Below are 20,307 nucleotides of genomic sequence, written 5' to 3'. Positions count from 1 at the left end.
TCACTGAGTAAATAATAATCCTGTGATAACGTAATTTAGAAGTAGAATTAAAATAGAAGCAGTAACAACTGACTGAGTAGCTGCGATACCAACGCCACTTGCTCCCCCAGAAGTGTTATACCCATAAAAACATCCCACCAACGTTACTATAAAGCCAAAAACAGCTGCTTTGATTAAACCAGACATCACATCCTGAGTTTCCAAGGCCTTAAATGTGGCATCTAGATACGAGTGATACTCAAATCCTATTTTATATACAGCCACTAGATAACCCCCAAAAATCCCAATTATATCCGCTACTAAAACTAATGCAGGTAGTACCAGAATGCCTGCGATAACTTTTGGGATGATTAGATATTTAATTGGATGAGTGTTTAAGGTATAAAGTGCATCTACCTGCTCTGTAATTTTCATGGTCCCAATCTCGGCAGCAATAGACCCGGCAACTCTTCCGGCCAACATTAGGCCTGCCAAAACTGGTCCAAGTTCTCTAGTAATTGATATTACCAGCACAGATGCGACTGAACTTTCCGCATTCATTCTGGAAAATCCCGTATATGTTTGTAAGGCCAAGACAGCTCCTGTAAAAATTGCAGTCAATCCGATTACAGGTAATGAATAGAACCCTACAGCCACCAACTGTTGTAATATTCTTCTAACGAATATTGGGGGAGTGAACAAATTTGCAAGTATTTCGCAAAAAAACATCGTCAGTTGTCCAACACTCTCCATGAAGCTTAAAAACATTCTGCCCAATGTTTGTATATAAATCAGTAAATTCATTTTATATAAATTCTTTTACAATTGTATTGGAGGTTGGTTAAAATTTCCCTCTGATCAGTATTAGCTAACTTCGCGATCTCCTCAATAGTAATTTTTTCTCCAATTAATTCAACATTTTTTATCGTATGAAATAGCTCATCTGGTAATTGATTTGCATCAACAGCTGTCAGATTCATACTCACAACGCCTATTACTGGAAGATAAAACCCTTCCGCATAAACTCTAGATTTATTGCTTAGCACTCTTCTATAACCATCGTAATAACCGGTGTTTAAAATTAAAACCTTATCTCCCTTGTTGACTTTATATGTGCCTCCGTAACCTATGGAGTGTGCTTTATTGAAAATTTTATGGTTGAGCACACTTGCATTAAATTCCACAACATTAAGCATTGGGTTCTTCTTGCCTTCCAAGATATTAACCCCATACAATGCTCCACCTGGTCTTACCAAATCAAAATGGTAATTTTGGCCTAAAAATATTCCACCTGAATTGGAGAATGTAAATTTGCTATTGGGAAAACGTTCTTTCAGCGATTTAACAGCTTGCAGTTGTTCTTCATTAAATGGGTGTTCTTTTATCTCAGAGCGCGAAAGATGGCTCATTACATAACGTATATCACAATACTTTAAATTTAGCTGTTCAATTTCTTCTAACTGAAAGCCATCTCTTCCAATGCCAGTGTCAAAATTTAGTATAACTTCTATTGGATGATTGGGGAAGTTATTAATTATTTCCAACTGCCTTGTGTGTGAAACAACAGGCACTAACTTGTAATGTAACATGGCTTTTAACTCCTCCACCCCATTGACTCCCTGAAATACATATATATTAGCATGAGGTGAGGTCTCTCTTACAATGAGTGCCTCTTCTATATTCATCACCCAAAAGTCGCAACAGCCATATTGATGTAATATTTCAGAAACTTCTTTGATACCAAGCCCGTATGCATTGGCTTTTACAACTGCTGAACAAACTACTGAAGCATCTTTAAGCATTGATTTCAGCTTTAGATAATTTTTTGCTACGTTTAATAAGTTGATCTTGATATACTGACTGTCAAGCGCCTGAAAACTATGCATACGATGTGATGAGCAAGTAAGATTAAAAAAGGAAGCGAAAACTGAGACCCAAAGATTTTTACCATGGCTGCTTTCTTTCGAACCTGACCGGATTGGCAAATACTTTGCCCTCATTTTCAGCTTCCACTGCAGAAAATAGATGAAATGGGTGTATATTGCAAGTTATTAATTCAAGAAAAGTACCTACTGAAAAGGGAGTGTTCATAAATAGATAGAAAGAGCTAAAGCTTTGTTAAAAAATAAAACAAGGGATAATCTTAGCATTTCAGAACACTTGCTAAAGCGTTTAGTCTTGCGATTTAATCTAGCAAGCATATCCCTTAAGGAGGAATTGAAGCTCTCAACCAAACAAGTTTCAGACTTTGTCTGCAGATGTATTTGAGCAATTTTATAATGACAATAGACCTCATACCCATCTGTACACATATAACGAATTTGGTATTTTTCTCCTAGCTCACGAGCTAAATCTACGTAATTTTCTTTATCACCTGAACCTACTTTAAACGCAACAGTTTTGAATCTGTCCCTATCGACAGCAGTCCATATTCTTGTTTTATTCTCTTTTTTTTGACGTATGTATATAGCTCATCCATCTCTAATATCTCTATACGCTTCTTATCTCCCTCTATCTTTTGATTCGTCACCATCTCATCTACTACTTTCCCTGCTTGTTTGATCCAATAAAATACTGTACTTAACGGGATATTTAATATGTGAGCTATCCTCCTAATTCCGCAGTTATTTAGATACATCTTTATCACCATGCTCCTCTCTTTATTACCATATTTCCAATTCTTCCTACCATCTCCTTCTGTAAAGTTTTTATTACAACTCTTACATTTGTATCTCTGCTTTTTCCTTGCATATCCATTTTTTGATACCCCTTTCCCTTTGCAATATTTACATTCTATTTTCTCCATTTTTCCCTTTCTTTTTTTTCCTTCCCTCTCCTTATATCACATTCTTTTCTTCTTTCCTATCCCTTTTAAAACACTCCCACTGAAAATGTGTACGCCTCTGACAAACTAGGCGCTGGAAAATATACAAGTAATGAGAGGTATACGCAACGAAATGCGAAGTCCAAAATATGGCTGAAGTTATCGGAGCGTATTTCGTGCGCGCATATTACATTATTTAGTAGCTTTTATTACGCTTTTATTGTATAAGACCTATTAAGAAACGAACAAAATAGTAACCTAGTAATGGCTGTACCTAAGAGAAAAACGTCGAAATCCAAGAGAAACATGAGAAGGTCTCATGATGGCATTCAGAAAATAAATATAGCTTATGATTCAGTAACAGGCGAGCCTAAATTACCGCATCATCTTTCTTTAACCGATGGCTATTACAACGGCAAGAAAATAGTAAAAACCAAGGCTCCGAAAGAGGAAAAGTCAGGCGACATGACAGAAGCGGCTGCAAAAGAAAGTTAAAAATTGTTCATGTCTCAAAAAATCTTGATTAGCATTGACGCTATGGGAGGTGCTAATTCGCCAAGTGCTGTTGTTGAAGCTATTGGGAGGTTTTTAGCCACCAATGGTGATACTTTTTTCCAAATATACGGCAAAAAAATGGATGTTTTGCCATATGTGATTCTGCATCAACTGCCTAAAAATAGGTATAAACTAATAAATTGTGACGAAGCCATCTCTGATGACGACAAACCCACTGAAGCTTGGAGGAATGGTAAAAACTCCAGCATGAGAAAGGCAATTGAAGCGGTGCAAAACGGGCAAGCGCACACCGTTGTTTCCTGCGGGAATACAGGGGCACTTATGTTGATTGCAAAGATGTTACTTGGCACCATAGGAAATATCAAAAGGCCAGCTATAGCTGGAGTATTCCCAAACATGAAAAAAGATAAAACCATAGTATTGGATATGGGCGCAAACCTTGAGTGCAGCGAAACTCACCTTTTCCAATTCGCATTAATGGGCAGTTGCTTTGCTAGGGCGCTTTTCCAAAAAGAAAATCCTAAAGTTGGTATATTGAACGTAGGAAGTGAAACAAGCAAGGGAAGGGAACTAGAGCAAATGACTTATAAAATTCTAGAAGAATCCGAATTAAATTTTGTTGGCTTTGTGGAAGGTCATGAGGTTGCTCAAGGTAAAGTTGATGTTTTGGTAACTGATGGGTTTTCTGGCAACATATTTCTCAAAGCTTCAGAAGGAGCCGCTGGAGCTTGTATTGATTTAGTAAAAGCTTCGATAGAGAAGGGCAATGTCATTGCTAAATTGGCAGGTTTGGTCTTAAAACAATCCATTGGCAAGTCATTCAAACATCTAAGCCCTGATGCAAACAATGGAGCTATGTTTATGGGCTTGAAGGGAATTGTCATAAAAAGTCATGGATCGGCGAGTGTTGACGGGATTGTTAACGCAATTTCAACTGCTCACCAATTAGTGGAATATGACATCAACACAAAAATCTCAGAAGAATTGGCGTTATTTGAGGCAAAAGGAGTGGGGCTAAATTTCGTTGATATCATTAAGCAAACTTCTGCGAAAATTTTAGGATTAAAAGAATAGATGATTTTCTCAAAAATTGTAGGCATAGGTAGTTATCTACCAGAAAATTTCTTGACCAACGATGAGTTGTCAAAAACCGTAGATACTTCTGATGAATGGATCACAACAAGAACTGGCATAAAAAAAAGACATATAGCACCTGAGCAGCAATATACCTCAGATTTGGCTACAGAGGCGTTAAAAAATGCACTAACGCACGTGGAACTCACACCCAACTACCTAGACGCGATTATAGTGGCAACCACAACTCCAGACAGGATATTCCCTGCAACAGCTGTTAGAGTACAGAATAACATAGGCATGAGAGGTGGTTTTGCCTTTGACATACAGGCTGTGTGTGCAGGTTTTATCTATGCACTGCAAGTGGCAGACTCTCTTCTAAAAGCGCAACAAGTCAAAAGGATTGCAGTCATAGGGGCGGATGTAATGTCAAGAATAGTCGACTGGAAAGATCGGAACACATGTGTACTATTTGGTGACGGAGCAGGTTGCGTAATTTTAGAACAGCGGGAAGGGGAAAAAAATGATGGGATATTAGATATCAAACTGTATTCTGATGGTCAATACGAAGAGTTTTTGATGGTTGATGGTGGCGTTTCCAGAAAAAATAAGGAGAGTAAAATTCGAATGGCTGGTAGTGAGGTTTTTAGACACGCAGTCATAAAAATGTCTGATTCAATTAAATCAATAGTGGAAAAAAATAAGCTAAGTATTCATGATCTTGACTGGCTGTTGTTACATCAAGCCAACTATCGTATTATTAAAGCAGTAGCAGAGAAGCTGGAAATAAACATGGACAAAGCAATCTCAATGGTGAGCGAGCATGCCAACACTTCCGCAGCTTCTATTCCTTTGGCTTTAGATTGCTACGTCAAGGACGCAAAAGTAAAGACAGGAGACTTGATTGCATTATCTGCCATAGGAGGGGGCTTGGCCTGGGGCAGTGCATTAATCAGGTTGTAAAATCTTTGCTTCCTAACAAATTCGAATGACTAATATACCGAATTAACTTGAAGAATTATTAATGTGGCGAAATGGATGCATGGCTTGCGCACAATCCCGAGCCATGCCATTTGTGACTTTAAAACTCCTCTCATTAAATTAAAAAGCCTACTGTTGTATATACTCCGATAACTTGAAAAATTGGCGTCAAAATACTTCGGACTTCGCATTTCGTCACGTACTTTTGTACGTTCCTCATGCTCATCACTCGTATTCCTCGCTCTTTTCCAAGTTCTCTGTCGTCTATAAATTTCATCAACTCTTGATTTACTAGAGGTATATCTGTTCAGGGTAGTGGTTTTAATTATTGTGCAAAATCTAGGTTAATTATAAAACCCGCTATATATTTTTGATATTATATTGTTCTGATCAAGCCTTCCAAGTTCTGGGTGAAAGGTCGTGCAATATATGTTGTTTTGTTTGATGAATATTGGTTGTTTAGCGTAGCTATCTATCACTTCCACATCAGATAAATTCACATTTATAAATTTAGGAGCTCTAATAAATATTGCTTCGTTACCATAATCGGTTCTGACAGTAGCACTCTTAATCTGTCTGCCATAGAAATTTCTAATAATGTTTACATCGATCAATCCAAACCCCTTTACTTTTTCAGAAGAATATTTGGATAGTAAAATAGCTCCAGCACAAGTGCCAAGTATAGGTTTTTTTAACGATGCATATTTTCTTATCTTCTCATCCAGTCCGTTGTTTAAACAATAAGCATATTGCACCGAACTTTCTCCACCCGGCAAAATCAAACCATCCAGTTGGGTTAAATTAGTCTCAGCATATATAGGAGTGGGATTGAAGCCCAACTTTCCAAGTGCATCCATGTGGAGATGCCCGGCCCCTTGGTACAGTATAACCCCTATTGTTTTCACCTCATTCCCTCTCCTAGGTCTTCGGATATTTCCGCTAGTTTTTGAGGGTCTCGCCAAAAGTTCACAGCTTCAACTATAGCTCTTGCTCTTTTCTGAGGATTTGAACTTAAAAATATACCACTCCCCACAAATACAGACTCCGCACCAAGTTCCATACAAAGTGCTGCATCAGCGGGAGTCGCAACACCGCCTGCAGCGAAAAAAGGTACTGGCAGTTTTTGCTCTTTCACAACATACCCCAATAGAGACTCTTTGATCCCCATGATTTCGGCTTTCTCTTTTATTTCAGCCGAGGTAAGGTTTTTTAGCTGCAAAATTTCATTTTTGACTGCTTTTAGGTGTTTAACCGCTTCTACTATGTTCCCAGTACCAGCGTTCCCTTTGCATCTGATTAGAGCTGCTCCCTCATTAATTCTACGAAGTGCTTCACTTAAATTGCGGCAACCACATACAAATGGGATCGAAAATTGGTGTTTATCAATATAAGCTTCTTGGTCTGCAATGGTCAATACCTCGCTTTCATCTATACAATCAACTTCTAAAGCCTGCAAAATTCTTGCTTCAACAGTGTGTCCAATCCTGCATTTAGCCATCACAGGAATGGATACTGCTTTCTGAATTTTTTTTATCATCGCGGGGTCACTAGCCCTTGCAATACCACCGTCTCTTACTATCAAAGCAGGAACTCGCTCCAATGCCATAACTGCACAAGCTCCAGCATTTTCCGCTATTTTTGCTTGTTCCTCGTTCATCACATCCATAATGACGCCAGAGCAGAGCATGTTTGTAAAAGCTACTTTAGATTCCATAGGTTTGTTATATTCAAGTATCAGCAATATGCTTGTATAACATAACCAAGAGAAAGCTAAAAGGAAATTTTTATGCTCCAAAAATAAGGATATATAACTATGATAATTTAAACGTCAAAAGATAACTTTAAGATGAGTATACTCAAAGTATTTTAAAAATTGGTAAGGAGTTGAGTGCCGAGCATGAGGAGCGTACAAATGGGGAGTGTTGCAAGATGGAATAAAGAAAGGTATAGTGGAGTGGATTACAGAATAAAGAAGAGAAAAATGTCATCAGCGCATCAAATAATAATGGTATGTTTGGATCAATTGGTTGGTAGTGAGCATCAATATCGCAAATTTAAGGAGCTGTTTAATTTTGGGGCAGCAGAGCAAGAGCTGAAGGGAATTGAATCTCCTGCTAATTATAAGGGATATGGTGTTTTACGTTTATTTAAATGCTTGTTGTTACAGTTTATGGAAGATTTGTCAGATCGTGAACTAGAAAGATATTTGAGTGACAGTGTTGCAGCCAAGTGGTTTTGTGATTTTGATTTAACCGAAGCCACACCTGATTATAGCGTTTTTAGTAGAATCCGCTCAAAGATAGGAACAAATTTGTTATCAAAAATCTTTGCCATTTTTAGAGATCAACTAAAATCTCAAGGATATATGAGCGAGGTATTTACTTTTGTTGATGCAAGTCACTTGATCTCCAAAGCTAATTTATGGGAAGAGCGGGATGAAGCCAGAAAACAAAAATATGAAAAACTTAACAACGAAGTCTTGCCTAAAGTCGCACATGATAAACAAGCCAAAATAGGGTGCAAGGGTGGTAGTAAATTTTGGTATGGCTATAAGAAAAACATGTAAGCGTAGATATTCAATCCGGAATGATCAACAAGGTTGCTATAACGCCTGCTAATGTTACCGATGCAAAGGGAGTTGCGCATGTTTTACCAAATAGTGGAGCAGTTTATGCTGACAAAGGGTATTGTGTTGCACCAGCAAAGAATGCAGCTAAAAGCAGAGGTATTCATTTTTGCGCCATCAAGAAAAACAATATGAAGCAAAAGAATTTTGACCTTGATCGATACTATACTTCCATAAGGGCTCCGTTTGAGAGGGTGTTTTCTCAAGATAATAAACGATTGCGATACATAGGAATTGCCAAAAATCAGTTTGCTGAATTTATGAATGCTATCTGCTTTAATTTAAAACGTTTAACGGTCTTACTGCGTAAGCTCATAAAATCACGCTTCGCAGAATCAATAAAAAGCTAAAAATTACCATATCCCACCTCAAAGAAATCTTTTGAATTCTTGGGGAAACCAGTTTTTTGTTAATTTTTTTAGACCATGGTCCAAACTTCCTTAAATCAAACCATCACATTTATCCTTATTTTATCTTTCAACGCTCCCAAATGGTACCCAGACGTTATGCGAGAGCGCAAAAATGACGACGCTAATTTTTGAAGTCAGCAGTGTTACATATGGCGCGATGCCCAATTGCAAATATGTGCTTCACTATAGTTTTCTTCCTATAAGCAGCCTGTAGTTTGGCAACTCATCACTTGCTTTTAATGAATCTATTATTTGAAAGTTGTTAACTTGCATTAGTTCCTCGATTTCTTTTATCAGAAATTTTTTTGAATTAATGATATGGAAGTAATCACCAACTCTTATGGTAAAAATCTCACCTTCAATTGAAATTTGCTGCTCCGACTGAGCCTTAAGACCAAGCTCCACTGTTCTGTTATTTGTGTTCCAATTATAGACAAAATCAAATGCTTCTGGATCAAAATCATCCAAGCATGCGATTTCCTTTAAATACCTCATTGTGTTTAAAGTCAGTTGTTTTAACCAATAATTGTTATAAGCAGCATTTAAAGTGCTAGGGTCTTGGTTGCAGTCTATTCCCATAACAAGGTAGTCCCCTTCACTTGTTAATGACTGAAAATTAGCCATCAGTAAATCTATGTCAGGATTGCTTAAGTTCCCTAGCGTGCTACCAAAAAAGGTGATTACGTTATTTCTTTCACCTCTTTCCAAAAGTTCGTTAATATCGCTTAATTTAGACAAAAAGTTCGCTTGATAATATCGAGATTCTATCTTGGGGAAAAGTTTAAGCACCTGTCTACCAACCAATTTTGCAAATTCCTCATGTAAATCTATTGCACTGTAGATTTGAAATTCCTTCAGCAACCCCAAAAACTTACAAGTTTTGGATTCCACTGAACTTTCGGTGCCAACCCCAATGTCTATAACTTGATGTATTTCTGGAAAAACATTTCTGATTCTTTTGGAGTTAGATGATAATATCCTATCTTCCATGCATGCATTATAGTAGTCATCGTAATTAAGTAGCTGTTCGTAGTAGGAATCATCATATTCATAAACATACTCAGTAAGATGACCAGATTTCCTCCTAGAAAAAAGGTTTTTAAAGTTTTGTAACACTGTCATCGTTAACCTCCACATTACATACACGATTGTAGCTTCGTTTTGTCAAAGTTCAAGCATTTAGTTAATATCGCAGAATCTTTGCTTGCTATATACTCTGCTAACTTTAAAAATTGGCCTCAAAATATTTCGGAATTCGCATTTCGTCACATACTTTTGTATGCCCCTCACTCATATTCCAAGCTCTCTGTCAAAAGTCAGGTGTGCTTGTAAGCTATGATGTTCGATAAAAGCTAGGGACATTAACATTTTTAGGGAACAGCACATACATCTTACCCTTTTTATTCAAATAACAGGCCATTTCTTCAGCTCTTGAACCATGTCCGAAGAATATGTCCCCCCTTATTGCACCTTTTATTGCGCCCCCTGTATCTTGGGCAATTAACAATCTTCTGTAGTGTCTTTGCAGGTAATTCCTTGTGCTTGGTAAATATGTATCAACCCAAGTTGGAGTTCCATAAGGGTAAATGCCTCTATCAATAGCAACCGAACGCTCTGGGGTCAATGCAATTCCTTGCGCGCCAATTGGCCCCGGTCCATCAATCTTTCTGAAAAACACATAAGATTGATTTTTTCCCATAATTTTTTTACCAATCTTTGGGTTTCTTTCAATCCATTCCATCATGTCCAGTGCAGAATTAACATTTTTGGCGTTGTATTCTTTAAAATAGGGACCAATAGATTTGTATTCAAACCCGTTTTGTCCTGCGTAACCCACTCGCATTAATTGTCCTGTCGCTAATTTAATTCTGCCAGAGCCTTGAATGTGCATAAATTTCAACTTCGCATGGTTATCAACCCATACGAACTCCAAATTTTTCCCCCTTAACGATCCATTGTTTATGGCGGTGTGTGATAAGTGGCTCCTTCCTTTGTGTTCGGTGAGATTTGGGGGAGGGGCGTACACCGGATATTTATACTTGTTTGTTTTTTGTATATGGCCATTGAGCTCTATTTCATAATAACCAGTAAATTTACCAAGAGCGCTATTCTGAGAGTCTAAGACTTTGTAAGGAGTAAACCATCGTTCAAAAAATTTCCTTGCCTCTGTATTTGTTGTGATTTTATTTTTTTGTAAGTTCTCGCAAATCACCTTCCAGGAATCGGCTTTACCCCCTAAAGAAGTCAAACCGCTTATTGCACTGCCACCCTTTTTTTGCATAATCGCCTTGCACGAATTTGCAAATGTGTTGAGGCTAACTAAGTGATGGTCTGCATTCCATCCCAGTATTTCATGATATTCAACTTTTGCAAATCTTGCTTCTCTAACGCTATAGCGCCTTTTTTTATATTCGCTTGAACAAGAGCATATGGCTAGTAACAAAAAGAGCAGTAATATTTTTTTCATTTTGAATTGGTCTCTGTCAATTCCCAGTAATTTTTTTGTGTTAAATCCTTTTGGAACGTCCAAATGTCAGATAACCTAAGAATTTGATGAACACTTCCTGTGATGATTTTTTGATCTTTGTCTTTAATGACTTTTATTTGGTCACTTTCTATCTTTACTTTAATTGAAGCGATGTTGTCTTTAACAGATACATCTAAAATTTGCACATCTTTGATCCCAACTAGTGTTACTTCGTGTAATAAACCAGAATCACGTCTTTTACCTATTTCATGAATGAACTCCGAATACAGTTGTGATGATAACAATTCTTTTAGCGCCTCTACACCGTTTTTATAAAAAGCGTTTAATACTATCTCAAACACCGTTTTTACAGTGTCTATGAAAGTTTTAACATCAAATGTTTCCTTTTGTTTGATTTTATCAAGTTCTTGCCTGACATTGTCTGACAAAGCTGCTTCTATCTTTGAAATAACCTCAAAATTTGCATCCTGAGCGTTACTATTTTTATTTTCTTGAGTTTTTTGGTCCTTTCCTGCAGCAAAGCCAGATTCAAGTATCTTTTTTATGTCAAATCCTTCCTCCCTGCCCAACGTGGCAAAGAGCCTATAAACTACAAATGCAGCAATTGCTGCAAAAAAAATTAATTCCATCATTCTTGTGTTATATTGCTTCTTTATTTTCACTATTGTAATACATATTACCTTTGTATTCTGCAAGTTAATTTGTTATACATTGTAACATGAAATTTTAAAATTTAATTAAACATTTTTGCATGTCGAAAAAACCTGAAGCTAAAATAAGCGGTAATTTAGTAATCAATGCCCAATATATAAAGGACCTGTCCTTTGAAAACCCAAAAGCTCCTTACAGTTTTATGTATGAAGAGAAGCCGGAAATAGATGTTTCAATTGATATTGGGGCCCGTAATATACAAGATGATACATACGAAGTGGTTTTGGGAGTGCAAGTGAGGTCAGAAATACAGGGTGAAATACAGTTTCTTATAGATTTAAAGTATGCCGGTGTAGTTTCTCTTGAACCTGAGCAAGAGGATAGAGATAAGGTCATTTTTGTGGAGTGCCCAAACATTATCTTCCCTTATGTGAGAAGGATTATATCTGATGTTACAAGAGATGGTGGATATCTGCCGCTATATATTTCACCCATAGACTTTTATGGGCTTTATGTAGACAATAAAAACAAAGCAGAGTGTTAGCCAAAGATAGATATAAAATTGCCCTGCTCACTTAGGAAATTATTGTTATCCTCAAAATGTACCCAGAGCTTAATCGTAAGATCGACAACTTCTTCAGATTTTGAAACTACCTTTGTTTTTCTGGTCATTCTTGCAATTCTGTGCCTTGTGTTTGAGTTATTGGACTCAATTGAGAGTGTATGTTGTTTGCCAACAACATGTTGATGGCGAGGTATAACCTCTGAATAAACAGACCAATCGTCTGTGTAATAACTGCAATTATCTCTACTTATGATTTTCCACAATTTTCTAAAGGTTGTAACGTTACGCTTACCAACCACCCAGGCAACAACTCTCTTGAGCTCCCTACTATAGGCTTTCCATATCCATAATTTGTTTTTTTGAATCTACAAAATGCCACATCTCATCTATTTCAACTTCTCTCAATTCTTCCGGCACTATTGGTCTTGGTATCTTTTTAGCATACAGTATTATCCACTTATATACGCTAGTATGAGCTACTTTAAATAATTTCCCTAGCCATCTAAAGCTACTTTTTCTCATGCTGTACAATAACACTGCCAGAGCCTTCATCTCTGGCGAACAGCCTCTTAATTTAGTGCTTGTAAAATTACATCCACACTCTTTGCATTTATACCTTTGCATACCCCTAATATTACCATTCTTAACGTATTTACTGCTACTGCATTTTTTACACTCTGTATTCATATCTCTATTTTCTTTGTTGCTCGCTATATTCATTTTAGCATCTTATCTATCTTATGGCAACACTCCCGGAGGGAGTTGGGATAGATATTCAAACTGACCTACAAAATTTTAAAGACATGCAAGTTGGGCCGGATGATGTTAAGGAAATGAAGTCCGTGGATATACAGAGTAGAGAAGTTGTTAATGATATAGACACTAATACTATTAATTCAAATTCAGAAGTTATAGAAAATGTGTATAGCCATGAATACAAACCAGATAGACCAGAGCACAAAGAAGTTGGTGTTGGCGCTAAATCCTTCGAAATTGCAAATGATATCTTAAGCTATTCGTATAGCCCCAACGTTAATAACAAAATACCATCAGACATAAACGAAGAGAAACAAGGAAGCAAAAAATTTGTTGTTGCAGATAAAACTTTGTTTAGGAGAATTCTGGATGAGCATGTGAGGGCGGTTTTAAATATTGGTGGGGAAATGTCAGAGGGAAAAAAGCAGTCGAAGATGGTTGATTATACAGGCAAAAGATACTTATTATCCAAGCACGTTAAAGACGTCACTATGCCTCAAGATATAATCAATGAAAGAGAGGAGTTGATCAAAAAAGTACATAATGAGGTTTCTAAAAATGAAATAAAACCCAGTGAGAATTATAATTCATATAAGCTAAACGATGTGGAGCTGAAATTTAAGATGGATGGTGATGGCTTGGAGTTTAACATGCAGGATATAGTGGATAAAAGAGCGACATGTTGTATTAGTATCCCAAGAGTGGGGAAGGATGGTAATAAAATTGAAGCATATGATGTAATAGAGTTCAAAGATGGTAAAATGACGGATTATTTGTTTTCAAGCCAGGGAAAAAGCCAGTTGAGCAAGAAACAACAGGAGGAGTTGTTTCAATTGGATAAAAGTCAATTAAAAGGGGAGAGAAAAAATGTGTTGGATGATGATAGCAAATGGAGTAATCCAAATGAGGGCAAGGCTACTCCCACATGGCAAAATAAACTTAAAAACGGTTCTTCCTCATATCTAAACCACTGAGGCGTAAAAATATGCTTGAATAAGCGTAAAAAACCGTTATCATGGCTTTCTATATGCTAAATTATGATTTTATAGATGATGAACAAGGAAAGACCTTTGTCCCCCCACCTAACGATCTATAGACCACAAATAACCTCTGTACTTTCAATTATGCATAGGATGACAGGTTTTGGTCTGTTCCTGGGGTTAATTGCAATATTATGGACTTTAAATATTTGCTCCTTCAAAGCGGCAAATATTCAACAGATAAAAGGCATACTCGTTTACATCACCGAAAACAAATTCTTTTTTGCAGTAATGATAATGTGGAGTTACTGCCTTTTTTACCACTTATGTGCAGGGATTAGGTATTTGTTTTGGGATGCGGGGAAAGGAATGGAACTGAGGGTTGTTAATTTTACCGGATGGCTTACTATTGCTTGCTCTGTGATTATTACCTATGTTTTTTGGCATGCAATTGTTTTTGGAGATTGTTATGGGTTCTAAAAACTATAAGGGTACAAATACTAAATCTCCCACGATGCATTTTATATGGCAAAGGTGCACTGCATTAGTATTAATACCCATTTTTTGTTGGTTGTTGTTTAGTATTGTCCAGTTTGTTCATCATTCCGGTTCTGATGACATGGTTTTGTTTTTGGCACACCCAGTGAACTTTACGTTAATTATAGTATTTGTGCTGGCATCTTTGTATCATGGATTTTTGGGTATGGACGATATTATGAAAGACTACATAAGTTGCGGTGTCTTATATAAAATAATACGTAAGTTACTATTTGTGGTATGTGTATTTACATGTGCTGTTACGGTTGCTAATTTGACTTTCTACCACTTATTATTCAGATATTTTTCCGGTTTAAAATAAAATGAAATCCTATAATATAATTGAGCACGAATATGATGTGATAGTTGTTGGGGCTGGCGGAGCTGGTCTTAGGGCAACTCTTGGCATGGCAGAACAAAATCTAAAAACAGCGTGCATCACAAAAGTGTTTCCAACTAGAAGTCATACTGTGGCTGCTCAAGGAGGCATTAGCGCATCTTTGGGGAATATGGGCAAGGATGATTGGCGTTGGCATATGTATGATACTGTGAAGGGTTCTGATTGGCTGGGTGATCAGGATGCCATTGAATATATGTGCAAAAATGCTGCAAAAGCCATAATTGAATTAGAGCATTACGGTGTGCCGTTTTCAAGAACACAGACGGGGCAGATATATCAAAGACCATTTGGTGGTATGACAACTGAGTACGGCAAAGGTGCACCTGCACAGAGGACATGTGCTGCAGCGGATAGAACTGGGCATGCAATTTTGCATACTTTATACCAACAGTGTTTAAAAGCTGAAGCGGAGTTTTTTATTGAGTATTTTACAACAGACTTAATTCAAAACGATGATGGCGATTTTATAGGTGTGCTTGCATACTCTTTGGAAGATGGTACATTACATAAGTTTAGTGCCAATTTGGTTGTTCTTGCAACTGGTGGCTATGGGAGAACATATTTTTCTGCCACATCGGCACATACTTGCACAGGAGACGGTGGTGGTATGGTTCTGCGTTCTGGTTTGGCGCTTGAAGATATGGAATTTGTTCAATTTCATCCAACTGGTGTGTATGGTGCTGGGTGCCTGATTACCGAGGGCGTAAGAGGTGAAGGTGGATATTTGGTCAACAAAGATGGTGAAAGATTTATGGAGCGCTATGCACCATCTGTAAAGGATTTAGCATCCAGAGATGTTGTTAGTAGAGCAATGACAATGGAGATAAGAGAAGGCAGGGGGTGTGGTAATGACGGTGAGTATATTAATTTGGTTCTATCTCATTTAGACCCAGATGTAATACATCAAAGACTGCCGGGAATCTCTGAAACAGCGAAAATATTTGCAGGTGTAGATGTAACAAAACAACCAATACCAGTGCTTCCAACGGTTCATTATAATATGGGTGGGATACCAACCAACTACCATGGAGAAGTGGTGAGAAAGGACGGCAGTGATGTTGAAGTGGTGAAGGGATTAATGGCAATTGGCGAAGCTGCATGTGTATCTGTACATGGTGCAAACAGGTTGGGTTCAAACTCACTCTTGGATTTAGTAGTGTTTGGAAGGGCTGCTGCAATTAGGGCTGCTGAAATAATTAAGCCAGGTGCTAAAAAACAGGTTGTGAAGGATGCTCAAATAGAGAGAGCTTTGGATCGATTTGATGGTATTCGTCATTCATCTGGTGAACTTTCAACAGCTAAAATAAGATTGGATATGCAAAAGATTATGCAGAAACACGCCAGCGTTTTCCGTACAGAGAAATCGCTCAAAGAAGGGGTGGAGCAAATGACGGAAAACTACAAGTTATATAAGCAAATCGGGATTTCTGATAGAAGCATGATTTGGAATAGTGATTTAGTCGAAGCATTGGAATTGGATAATTTAAGGGGCCAAGCAGTAGCAACAATACAAGCAGCGCATAACAGAAAAGAGTCTAGAGGTGCACATGCGAGGGAGGATTATCCAATGAGAGATGATGAGCATTGGATGAAACATAGCTTGGTTAAAGTCGATCAAGAGTCTGGCAGTGTCAGTATTGATTATAGGGAGGTATCCAGGTCAACTCTGACAAATGAAGTGGAGTTTTTCCCTCCTCAGAAAAGAGTGTATTAGCCAGTTTATATGCTTCAATAATGATGTGAGTTATTCACTTATTATCAAAAAAACAAAATGTGTATAGCTTGCTGTGGACCAAAACTGGTATCAAATTATTGATATAGCAGTAAGTAAAAGCCGTGACAAATTTGTTTCTGTTAGAATGGCTCAAAGATTGCAATGCAAAGGCTACAATCTCAAGATTTTATGTAGCGATGGTTATGAAAGATTGCTACTATAAATTGACAGATAAGCACATTGTATCAAAATCTGAAACATGTGTATGGTTCGAAAAACCTCCTTATACTGTATTGCTTGGCGAAGTTTAATATAAGAACCAAAATATATTCCAAGGCATTCGATATTAATTTTATTTCACAAAAACAATCTTTTGCACAATTTTGAGTTGCATTTTGGAGCTTTAGTGCTATAATATCGTACCAAGTGGCTATTGATGCCATCTTATTAATGAAACTAACTGTATTATATATAGGTATTTTATGGAGATAACAATAAACAATACAACTAAAAGTTTTCTTTAGAATATACGTGTCCTGGAGGACCTCTAAATTGGGGGTGTGGTTCAACCTCTAATGATTGGTATACTTCTTTAGGGAGTGGTGTTCCTGGATTCATCACAGCAAGCCACAAGACTAGATAATGTCGTCATGAGATTTTAAGCCAAAGAGATAAGCATCTAATCTGAATTGCGGCAAGGAAAGAAGCTGAATTTTTAGCATATCTGGTTGCAATTCCCCTCCATCTTTTAAGATGAAGAAAGGTGTTTTCTACAATATGCCTTATTTTATATAAATCTTTATTGTATTTTCTCTGGGTGATTCTGTTCTTTTTAGGAGGAATAACAACTCTCATGCCCAATTCTTGGGCATGGTCAATTATGTAATTAACATCGTACCCTCTGTCGGCTAGTAAGTACTCAGCTTTCATCTCTTCAATAAGATTAACAGCCTGCTTGCAATCAGCTTCTGAGCCTTTTGTGATAATAACTTTGAGTGGCATACCATGTGAATCCAAGGCAAGGTGAATCTTTGTATTGAGCCCCCTTTTGTACGACTCATATCTTGATTGCCGCCTTTTGCACCTGAAGCATGTGGATGCACTTTACTATGACTTGCGTCTATCATTAACCATTCCATATCAGGTTCTTTCACAAATATCTCCAATAAAGCCTCCCATATCCTTTTGTCTCTCCATCTGCAAAATCTTTTATGTGTATTTTTCCATCCTCCATATTCTGAAGGCAAATCTCTCCAGGGAGAACCTGTTCTTAATATCCAAAATACTGCGTTAATGAATCTTCTGTTATTATGTGCCAAACCTCCCCACGTACCTTCCCTTCCTGGCAAATGATCCTTTATCAAATCCCACATATTATCTGTTATATCATGCCTATGTAGCCCTAAATCCATTTTTACTCCTGATTTATCTTTTCTTTCATATTATACCACAAATCTCATGACGACACTATCTAGACCATGGTCCAAACTTCCTTAAATCAAACCATCACATTTATCCTTATTTTATCTTTCAACGCTCCCGTAATAGGTAATTTTTGGTAAACTTAATCATTTTACGGTTTAAATCAGCAGAGTGTTAGCCAAAGATAGATATAAAATTGCCCTGCTCACTTAGGAAATTATTGTTATCCTCAAAATGTACCCAGAGCTTAATCGTAAGATCGACAACTTCTTCAGATTTTGAAACTACCTTTGTTTTTCTGGTCATTCTTGCAATTCTGTGCCTTGTGTTTGAGTTATTGGACTCAATTGAGAGTGTATGTTGTTTGCCAACAACATGTTGATGGCGAGGTATAACCTCTGAATAAACAGACCAATCGTCTGTGTAATAACTGCAATTATCTCTACTTATGATTTTCCACAATTTTCTAAAGGTTGTAACGTTACGCTTACCAACCACCCAGGCAACAACTCTCTTGAGCTCCCTACTATAGGCTTTCCATATCCATAATTTGTTTTTTTGAATCTACAAAATGCCACATCTCATCTATTTCAACTTCTCTCAATTCTTCCGGCACTGTTGGTCTTGGTATCTTTTTAGCATACAGTATTATCCACTTATATACGCTAGTATGAGCTACTTTAAATAATTTCCCTAGCCATCTAAAGCTACTTTTTCCCATGCTGTACAATAACACTGCCAGAGCCTTCATCTCTGGCGAACAGCCTCTTAATTTAGTGTTTGTAAAATTACATCCACACTCTTTGCATTTATACCTTTGCATACCCCTAATATTACCATTCTTAACGTATTTACTGCTACTGCATTTTTTACACTCTGTATTCATATTTCTATTTTCTTTGTTGCTCGCTATATTCATTTTAGCATCTTATCTATCTTATGGCAACACTCCCCTTTCATAAAACTCCCCATAAATACAAATATAATAAAGAAGGAGGATGACTGAAGAGAGTGAACTAAAAAAAATGCTAAAACAGCTTTTTTATCAATTCTCTCCTTGTAAAGTTGGTCATTTTTTATAATAGTTGGATTTTGTCTGTTGATCTCCAGCTTAATCTTCATTCTACGTTTGTAATCCACAAATTCTGGAGTTTCCCTTAGCTTTGTTCTTGCAGTAATCCCGATTATGGCTATCAGTCCACCTATCCAAAATGCGATACGCCAATCTATATATCCAGAAGTTGCTACTAAAGCAATAAACAATGCTAATAGTGAGCCAGTTTGCCAACCAATCTCAACCATGCCGCAAGCTGTATAATTGTGAGGTCGCTTCAGGCTTTCTGTTAAATAGAGCTGTGCTCCCACAATTTCACCCATAGAAGAAAATCCCTGCAACATCCTGCATATCATGACCACAATAGTTGCCATGATACCTATTTCTGCATAAGTACCTAGGGTCGCCATAGTAATGCAAGTACCAGCCATCACACCAGTTGTTAAAACGATCGTAACTTTTCTTCCAAAACGATCACCAATTTGTCCAATGACAAAACCTCCAACTGGCCTCATAATATAGGTTGAGCAGAAGGTGAAGGTAGTTAGTAATTGATTTGTTAAAGGGTTGTCCTGCGAGAAAAACAGTCCATTCAGAAGAACAGCCATGTGAATATACAACATCAAGTCAAAATATTCAAGAAAGGTGCCGATCGAGAGGAGAGCTACGGCTTCTCTCTGATTTCTGTTAAGAGCATTTAGATTATGAGTCATATTTCTTCCTATATCATGTTAAATAGAAGCCTTCCAACGCTGAATATTACGCCACCCCAAACAGTAACACAACCCAATTTCTCAATAAATATTATACATTTGCTTCCGCAAATGAGTAGTACATAAGTTTAGTATAAATTCAACCCCCTATTTCATTTGATTGGTGTGCAATCTAGATTTTATACGCAATGAAACACGCTTCTAATGCGGGCAAATGAGTGGGGAGATATTTTTTTGCAAAATGATAAAATAGTTGTTGACGGGGTGGTAAATTTTACGTATAACTTGGCTTACTGATTTCTTTGAAACGTAAATAAGATATTGTTTAAAATAAAAAAACAACAAGCTGAGACAAAAATTGCTCTATATGCGCTATTTGTAATAGCAAAATTATAAAAAGAGTATTTGGTGGATGCCTAGGCAACAGAAGGCGATGAAGGACGTAATAGGCTGCGATAAGCCACGAGTAGGTGCCAATAACCGTTAATTCGTGGATTTCCGAATGAGGAAACTCATCAAGTTTACTTGATATTTTAGGATGAACACATAGTCCTAAAAAGCGAACCCAGGGAACTGAAATATCTTAGTACCTGGAGGAAAAGAAATCAACCGAGATT

Annotated in this window: 25 protein-coding genes, 1 rRNA gene and 1 other RNA gene (1 of these 27 cut by a window edge); 11 read left to right on the top strand and 16 right to left on the bottom strand. The window is 37.2% G+C overall.

Going from position 1 to position 20,307, the window contains the following annotated elements:
• From Bandiella_RS03885 to Bandiella_RS03870, 5 genes are all read right to left on the bottom strand, one after another.
• Positions 1–783 carry an MlaE family ABC transporter permease gene (locus Bandiella_RS03885; protein WP_323732466.1) on the bottom strand — a complete coding sequence of 261 codons (783 nt, stop codon included), beginning with the start codon at positions 781–783 and terminating at the stop codon, positions 1–3.
• Positions 780–1,865 carry an alanine racemase gene (alr, locus tag Bandiella_RS03880; protein WP_323732465.1) on the bottom strand — a complete coding sequence of 362 codons (1,086 nt, stop codon included), beginning with the start codon at positions 1,863–1,865 and terminating at the stop codon, positions 780–782. Before alr ends, Bandiella_RS03885 begins: the two co-directional genes overlap by 4 nt.
• Positions 1,866–1,894: 29 nt before the next feature.
• Positions 1,895–1,987: signal recognition particle sRNA small type (ffs, locus tag Bandiella_RS03875), an RNA gene on the bottom strand.
• Between the two features lie 79 nt (positions 1,988–2,066).
• Complete coding sequence (locus tag Bandiella_RS07530) at positions 2,067–2,411, bottom strand: IS1 family transposase (RefSeq protein WP_407651266.1); 345 nt, start codon at positions 2,409–2,411, stop codon at positions 2,067–2,069.
• Positions 2,360–2,785 (bottom strand): IS1/IS1595 family N-terminal zinc-binding domain-containing protein, encoded by a 426-nt coding sequence (locus Bandiella_RS03870; RefSeq protein WP_323732464.1) that lies wholly within the window; start codon positions 2,783–2,785, stop codon positions 2,360–2,362. Before Bandiella_RS03870 ends, Bandiella_RS07530 begins: the two co-directional genes overlap by 52 nt.
• Before the next feature lie 282 nt (positions 2,786–3,067).
• Here Bandiella_RS03870 and rpmF point away from each other — a divergent pair, with 282 nt between their 5' ends.
• Genes rpmF through Bandiella_RS03855 form a run of 3 tightly spaced genes read left to right on the top strand, consistent with a single transcriptional unit; the run spans position 3,068 to position 5,356 of the window.
• Positions 3,068–3,298: a 50S ribosomal protein L32 gene (rpmF, locus tag Bandiella_RS03865; RefSeq protein WP_323732463.1), complete on the top strand. Its 231-nt coding sequence runs from the start codon at positions 3,068–3,070 to the stop codon at positions 3,296–3,298.
• 9 nt (positions 3,299–3,307) lie between these two features.
• Positions 3,308–4,393 carry a phosphate acyltransferase PlsX gene (gene plsX, locus Bandiella_RS03860; RefSeq protein ID WP_323732462.1) on the top strand — a complete coding sequence of 362 codons (1,086 nt, stop codon included), beginning with the start codon at positions 3,308–3,310 and terminating at the stop codon, positions 4,391–4,393.
• Positions 4,394–5,356 carry a beta-ketoacyl-ACP synthase III gene (locus tag Bandiella_RS03855; protein ID WP_323732461.1) on the top strand — a complete coding sequence of 321 codons (963 nt, stop codon included), beginning with the start codon at positions 4,394–4,396 and terminating at the stop codon, positions 5,354–5,356.
• A 362-nt stretch (positions 5,357–5,718) separates the two neighbouring features.
• On the opposite strand, the gene pdxT is transcribed toward Bandiella_RS03855, so the two are convergent.
• Together pdxT and pdxS are read right to left on the bottom strand one after the other, a co-directional pair.
• Complete coding sequence (gene pdxT, locus Bandiella_RS03850; RefSeq protein WP_323732460.1) at positions 5,719–6,279, bottom strand: pyridoxal 5'-phosphate synthase glutaminase subunit PdxT; 561 nt, start codon at positions 6,277–6,279, stop codon at positions 5,719–5,721.
• A complete protein-coding gene (gene pdxS, locus Bandiella_RS03845) occupies positions 6,276–7,088 on the bottom strand; it encodes a pyridoxal 5'-phosphate synthase lyase subunit PdxS (protein WP_323732459.1) in 813 nt (270 codons plus the stop codon). The genes pdxT and pdxS overlap by 4 nt, the downstream gene beginning before the upstream one ends.
• A 183-nt stretch (positions 7,089–7,271) precedes the next feature.
• Between pdxS and Bandiella_RS03840 the strand changes: the two genes are divergently transcribed.
• Positions 7,272–7,940 (top strand): transposase, encoded by a 669-nt coding sequence (locus tag Bandiella_RS03840; RefSeq protein WP_323732458.1) that lies wholly within the window; start codon positions 7,272–7,274, stop codon positions 7,938–7,940.
• A 20-nt stretch (positions 7,941–7,960) separates the two neighbouring features.
• Positions 7,961–8,350, top strand: a complete 390-nt coding sequence (locus Bandiella_RS03835) for a transposase (RefSeq protein WP_323732457.1) — start codon at positions 7,961–7,963, stop codon at positions 8,348–8,350.
• Positions 8,351–8,593: 243 nt separating this feature from the next.
• Here the strand turns inward: Bandiella_RS03835 and Bandiella_RS03830 are convergent, their stop codons facing one another.
• The 3 genes from Bandiella_RS03830 to Bandiella_RS03820 form a co-directional block, all read right to left on the bottom strand.
• A complete protein-coding gene (locus tag Bandiella_RS03830; protein WP_323732456.1) occupies positions 8,594–9,532 on the bottom strand; it encodes an L-histidine N(alpha)-methyltransferase in 939 nt (312 codons plus the stop codon).
• A 211-nt stretch (positions 9,533–9,743) separates the two neighbouring features.
• Complete coding sequence (gene mltA, locus Bandiella_RS03825) at positions 9,744–10,877, bottom strand: murein transglycosylase A (protein WP_323732455.1); 1,134 nt, start codon at positions 10,875–10,877, stop codon at positions 9,744–9,746.
• Positions 10,874–11,530: a Tim44/TimA family putative adaptor protein gene (locus Bandiella_RS03820; RefSeq protein ID WP_323732454.1), complete on the bottom strand. Its 657-nt coding sequence runs from the start codon at positions 11,528–11,530 to the stop codon at positions 10,874–10,876. Before Bandiella_RS03820 ends, mltA begins: the two co-directional genes overlap by 4 nt.
• 119 nt (positions 11,531–11,649) lie before the next feature.
• Between Bandiella_RS03820 and secB the strand changes: the two genes are divergently transcribed.
• On the top strand, positions 11,650–12,093 hold the full coding sequence (secB, locus tag Bandiella_RS03815; RefSeq protein ID WP_323732453.1) for a protein-export chaperone SecB: 444 nt from the start codon (positions 11,650–11,652) through the stop codon (positions 12,091–12,093).
• Here secB and Bandiella_RS03810 read toward each other — a convergent pair.
• On the bottom strand, positions 12,090–12,458 hold the full coding sequence (locus Bandiella_RS03810) for an IS1 family transposase (RefSeq protein ID WP_323733367.1): 369 nt from the start codon (positions 12,456–12,458) through the stop codon (positions 12,090–12,092). The genes secB and Bandiella_RS03810 overlap by 4 nt on opposite strands.
• Positions 12,442–12,834 carry a transposase-like zinc-binding domain-containing protein gene (locus tag Bandiella_RS03805; RefSeq protein ID WP_323732452.1) on the bottom strand — a complete coding sequence of 131 codons (393 nt, stop codon included), beginning with the start codon at positions 12,832–12,834 and terminating at the stop codon, positions 12,442–12,444. The genes Bandiella_RS03810 and Bandiella_RS03805 overlap by 17 nt, the downstream gene beginning before the upstream one ends.
• Before the next feature lie 20 nt (positions 12,835–12,854).
• On the opposite strand from Bandiella_RS03805, the gene Bandiella_RS03800 reads away from it, so the two are divergent.
• From Bandiella_RS03800 to sdhA, 4 genes are all read left to right on the top strand, one after another.
• Entirely contained in the window at positions 12,855–13,844 is a 990-nt protein-coding gene (locus Bandiella_RS03800) for a hypothetical protein (RefSeq protein WP_323732451.1), read from the top strand.
• 75 nt (positions 13,845–13,919) lie between these two features.
• Entirely contained in the window at positions 13,920–14,330 is a 411-nt protein-coding gene (sdhC, locus tag Bandiella_RS03795; RefSeq protein ID WP_323732450.1) for a succinate dehydrogenase, cytochrome b556 subunit, read from the top strand.
• Positions 14,320–14,709: a succinate dehydrogenase, hydrophobic membrane anchor protein gene (sdhD, locus tag Bandiella_RS03790; RefSeq protein ID WP_323732449.1), complete on the top strand. Its 390-nt coding sequence runs from the start codon at positions 14,320–14,322 to the stop codon at positions 14,707–14,709. Before sdhC ends, sdhD begins: the two co-directional genes overlap by 11 nt.
• A 1-nt stretch (position 14,710) precedes the next feature.
• Positions 14,711–16,501, top strand: coding sequence for a succinate dehydrogenase flavoprotein subunit (gene sdhA, locus Bandiella_RS03785; RefSeq protein WP_323732448.1), 1,791 nt, complete (start codon positions 14,711–14,713; stop codon positions 16,499–16,501).
• A gap of 648 nt (positions 16,502–17,149) precedes the next feature.
• Here the strand turns inward: sdhA and Bandiella_RS03780 are convergent.
• The 4 genes from Bandiella_RS03780 to Bandiella_RS03765 form a co-directional block, all read right to left on the bottom strand.
• A protein-coding gene (locus Bandiella_RS03780; protein WP_323732404.1) for an IS5 family transposase occupies positions 17,150–17,913 on the bottom strand; the annotation gives its coding sequence in 2 pieces (ribosomal slippage) (positions 17,150–17,541 and positions 17,541–17,913; 765 coding nt in all).
• Between the two features lie 184 nt (positions 17,914–18,097).
• Positions 18,098–18,466: an IS1 family transposase gene (locus tag Bandiella_RS03775; protein ID WP_323733367.1), complete on the bottom strand. Its 369-nt coding sequence runs from the start codon at positions 18,464–18,466 to the stop codon at positions 18,098–18,100.
• Positions 18,450–18,842 carry a transposase-like zinc-binding domain-containing protein gene (locus Bandiella_RS03770; protein WP_323732428.1) on the bottom strand — a complete coding sequence of 131 codons (393 nt, stop codon included), beginning with the start codon at positions 18,840–18,842 and terminating at the stop codon, positions 18,450–18,452. Before Bandiella_RS03770 ends, Bandiella_RS03775 begins: the two co-directional genes overlap by 17 nt.
• The gene (locus tag Bandiella_RS03765) at positions 18,839–19,690 is read right to left on the bottom strand and encodes an MFS transporter (RefSeq protein ID WP_323732447.1); all 852 of its coding nucleotides are present in this window, start codon (positions 19,688–19,690) and stop codon (positions 18,839–18,841) included. The genes Bandiella_RS03770 and Bandiella_RS03765 overlap by 4 nt, the downstream gene beginning before the upstream one ends.
• 384 nt (positions 19,691–20,074) lie before the next feature.
• Between Bandiella_RS03765 and Bandiella_RS03760 the strand changes: the two genes are divergently transcribed.
• A 23S ribosomal RNA gene (locus tag Bandiella_RS03760) occupies positions 20,075–20,307 on the top strand; it runs 2,536 nt beyond the window's last position.

The sequence above is a fragment of the Candidatus Bandiella woodruffii genome, from assembly GCF_034359465.1.
GTDB lineage: Bacteria > Pseudomonadota > Alphaproteobacteria > Rickettsiales > Midichloriaceae > NDG2.
This window is presented reverse-complemented; position numbering and strand designations above follow the sequence as displayed.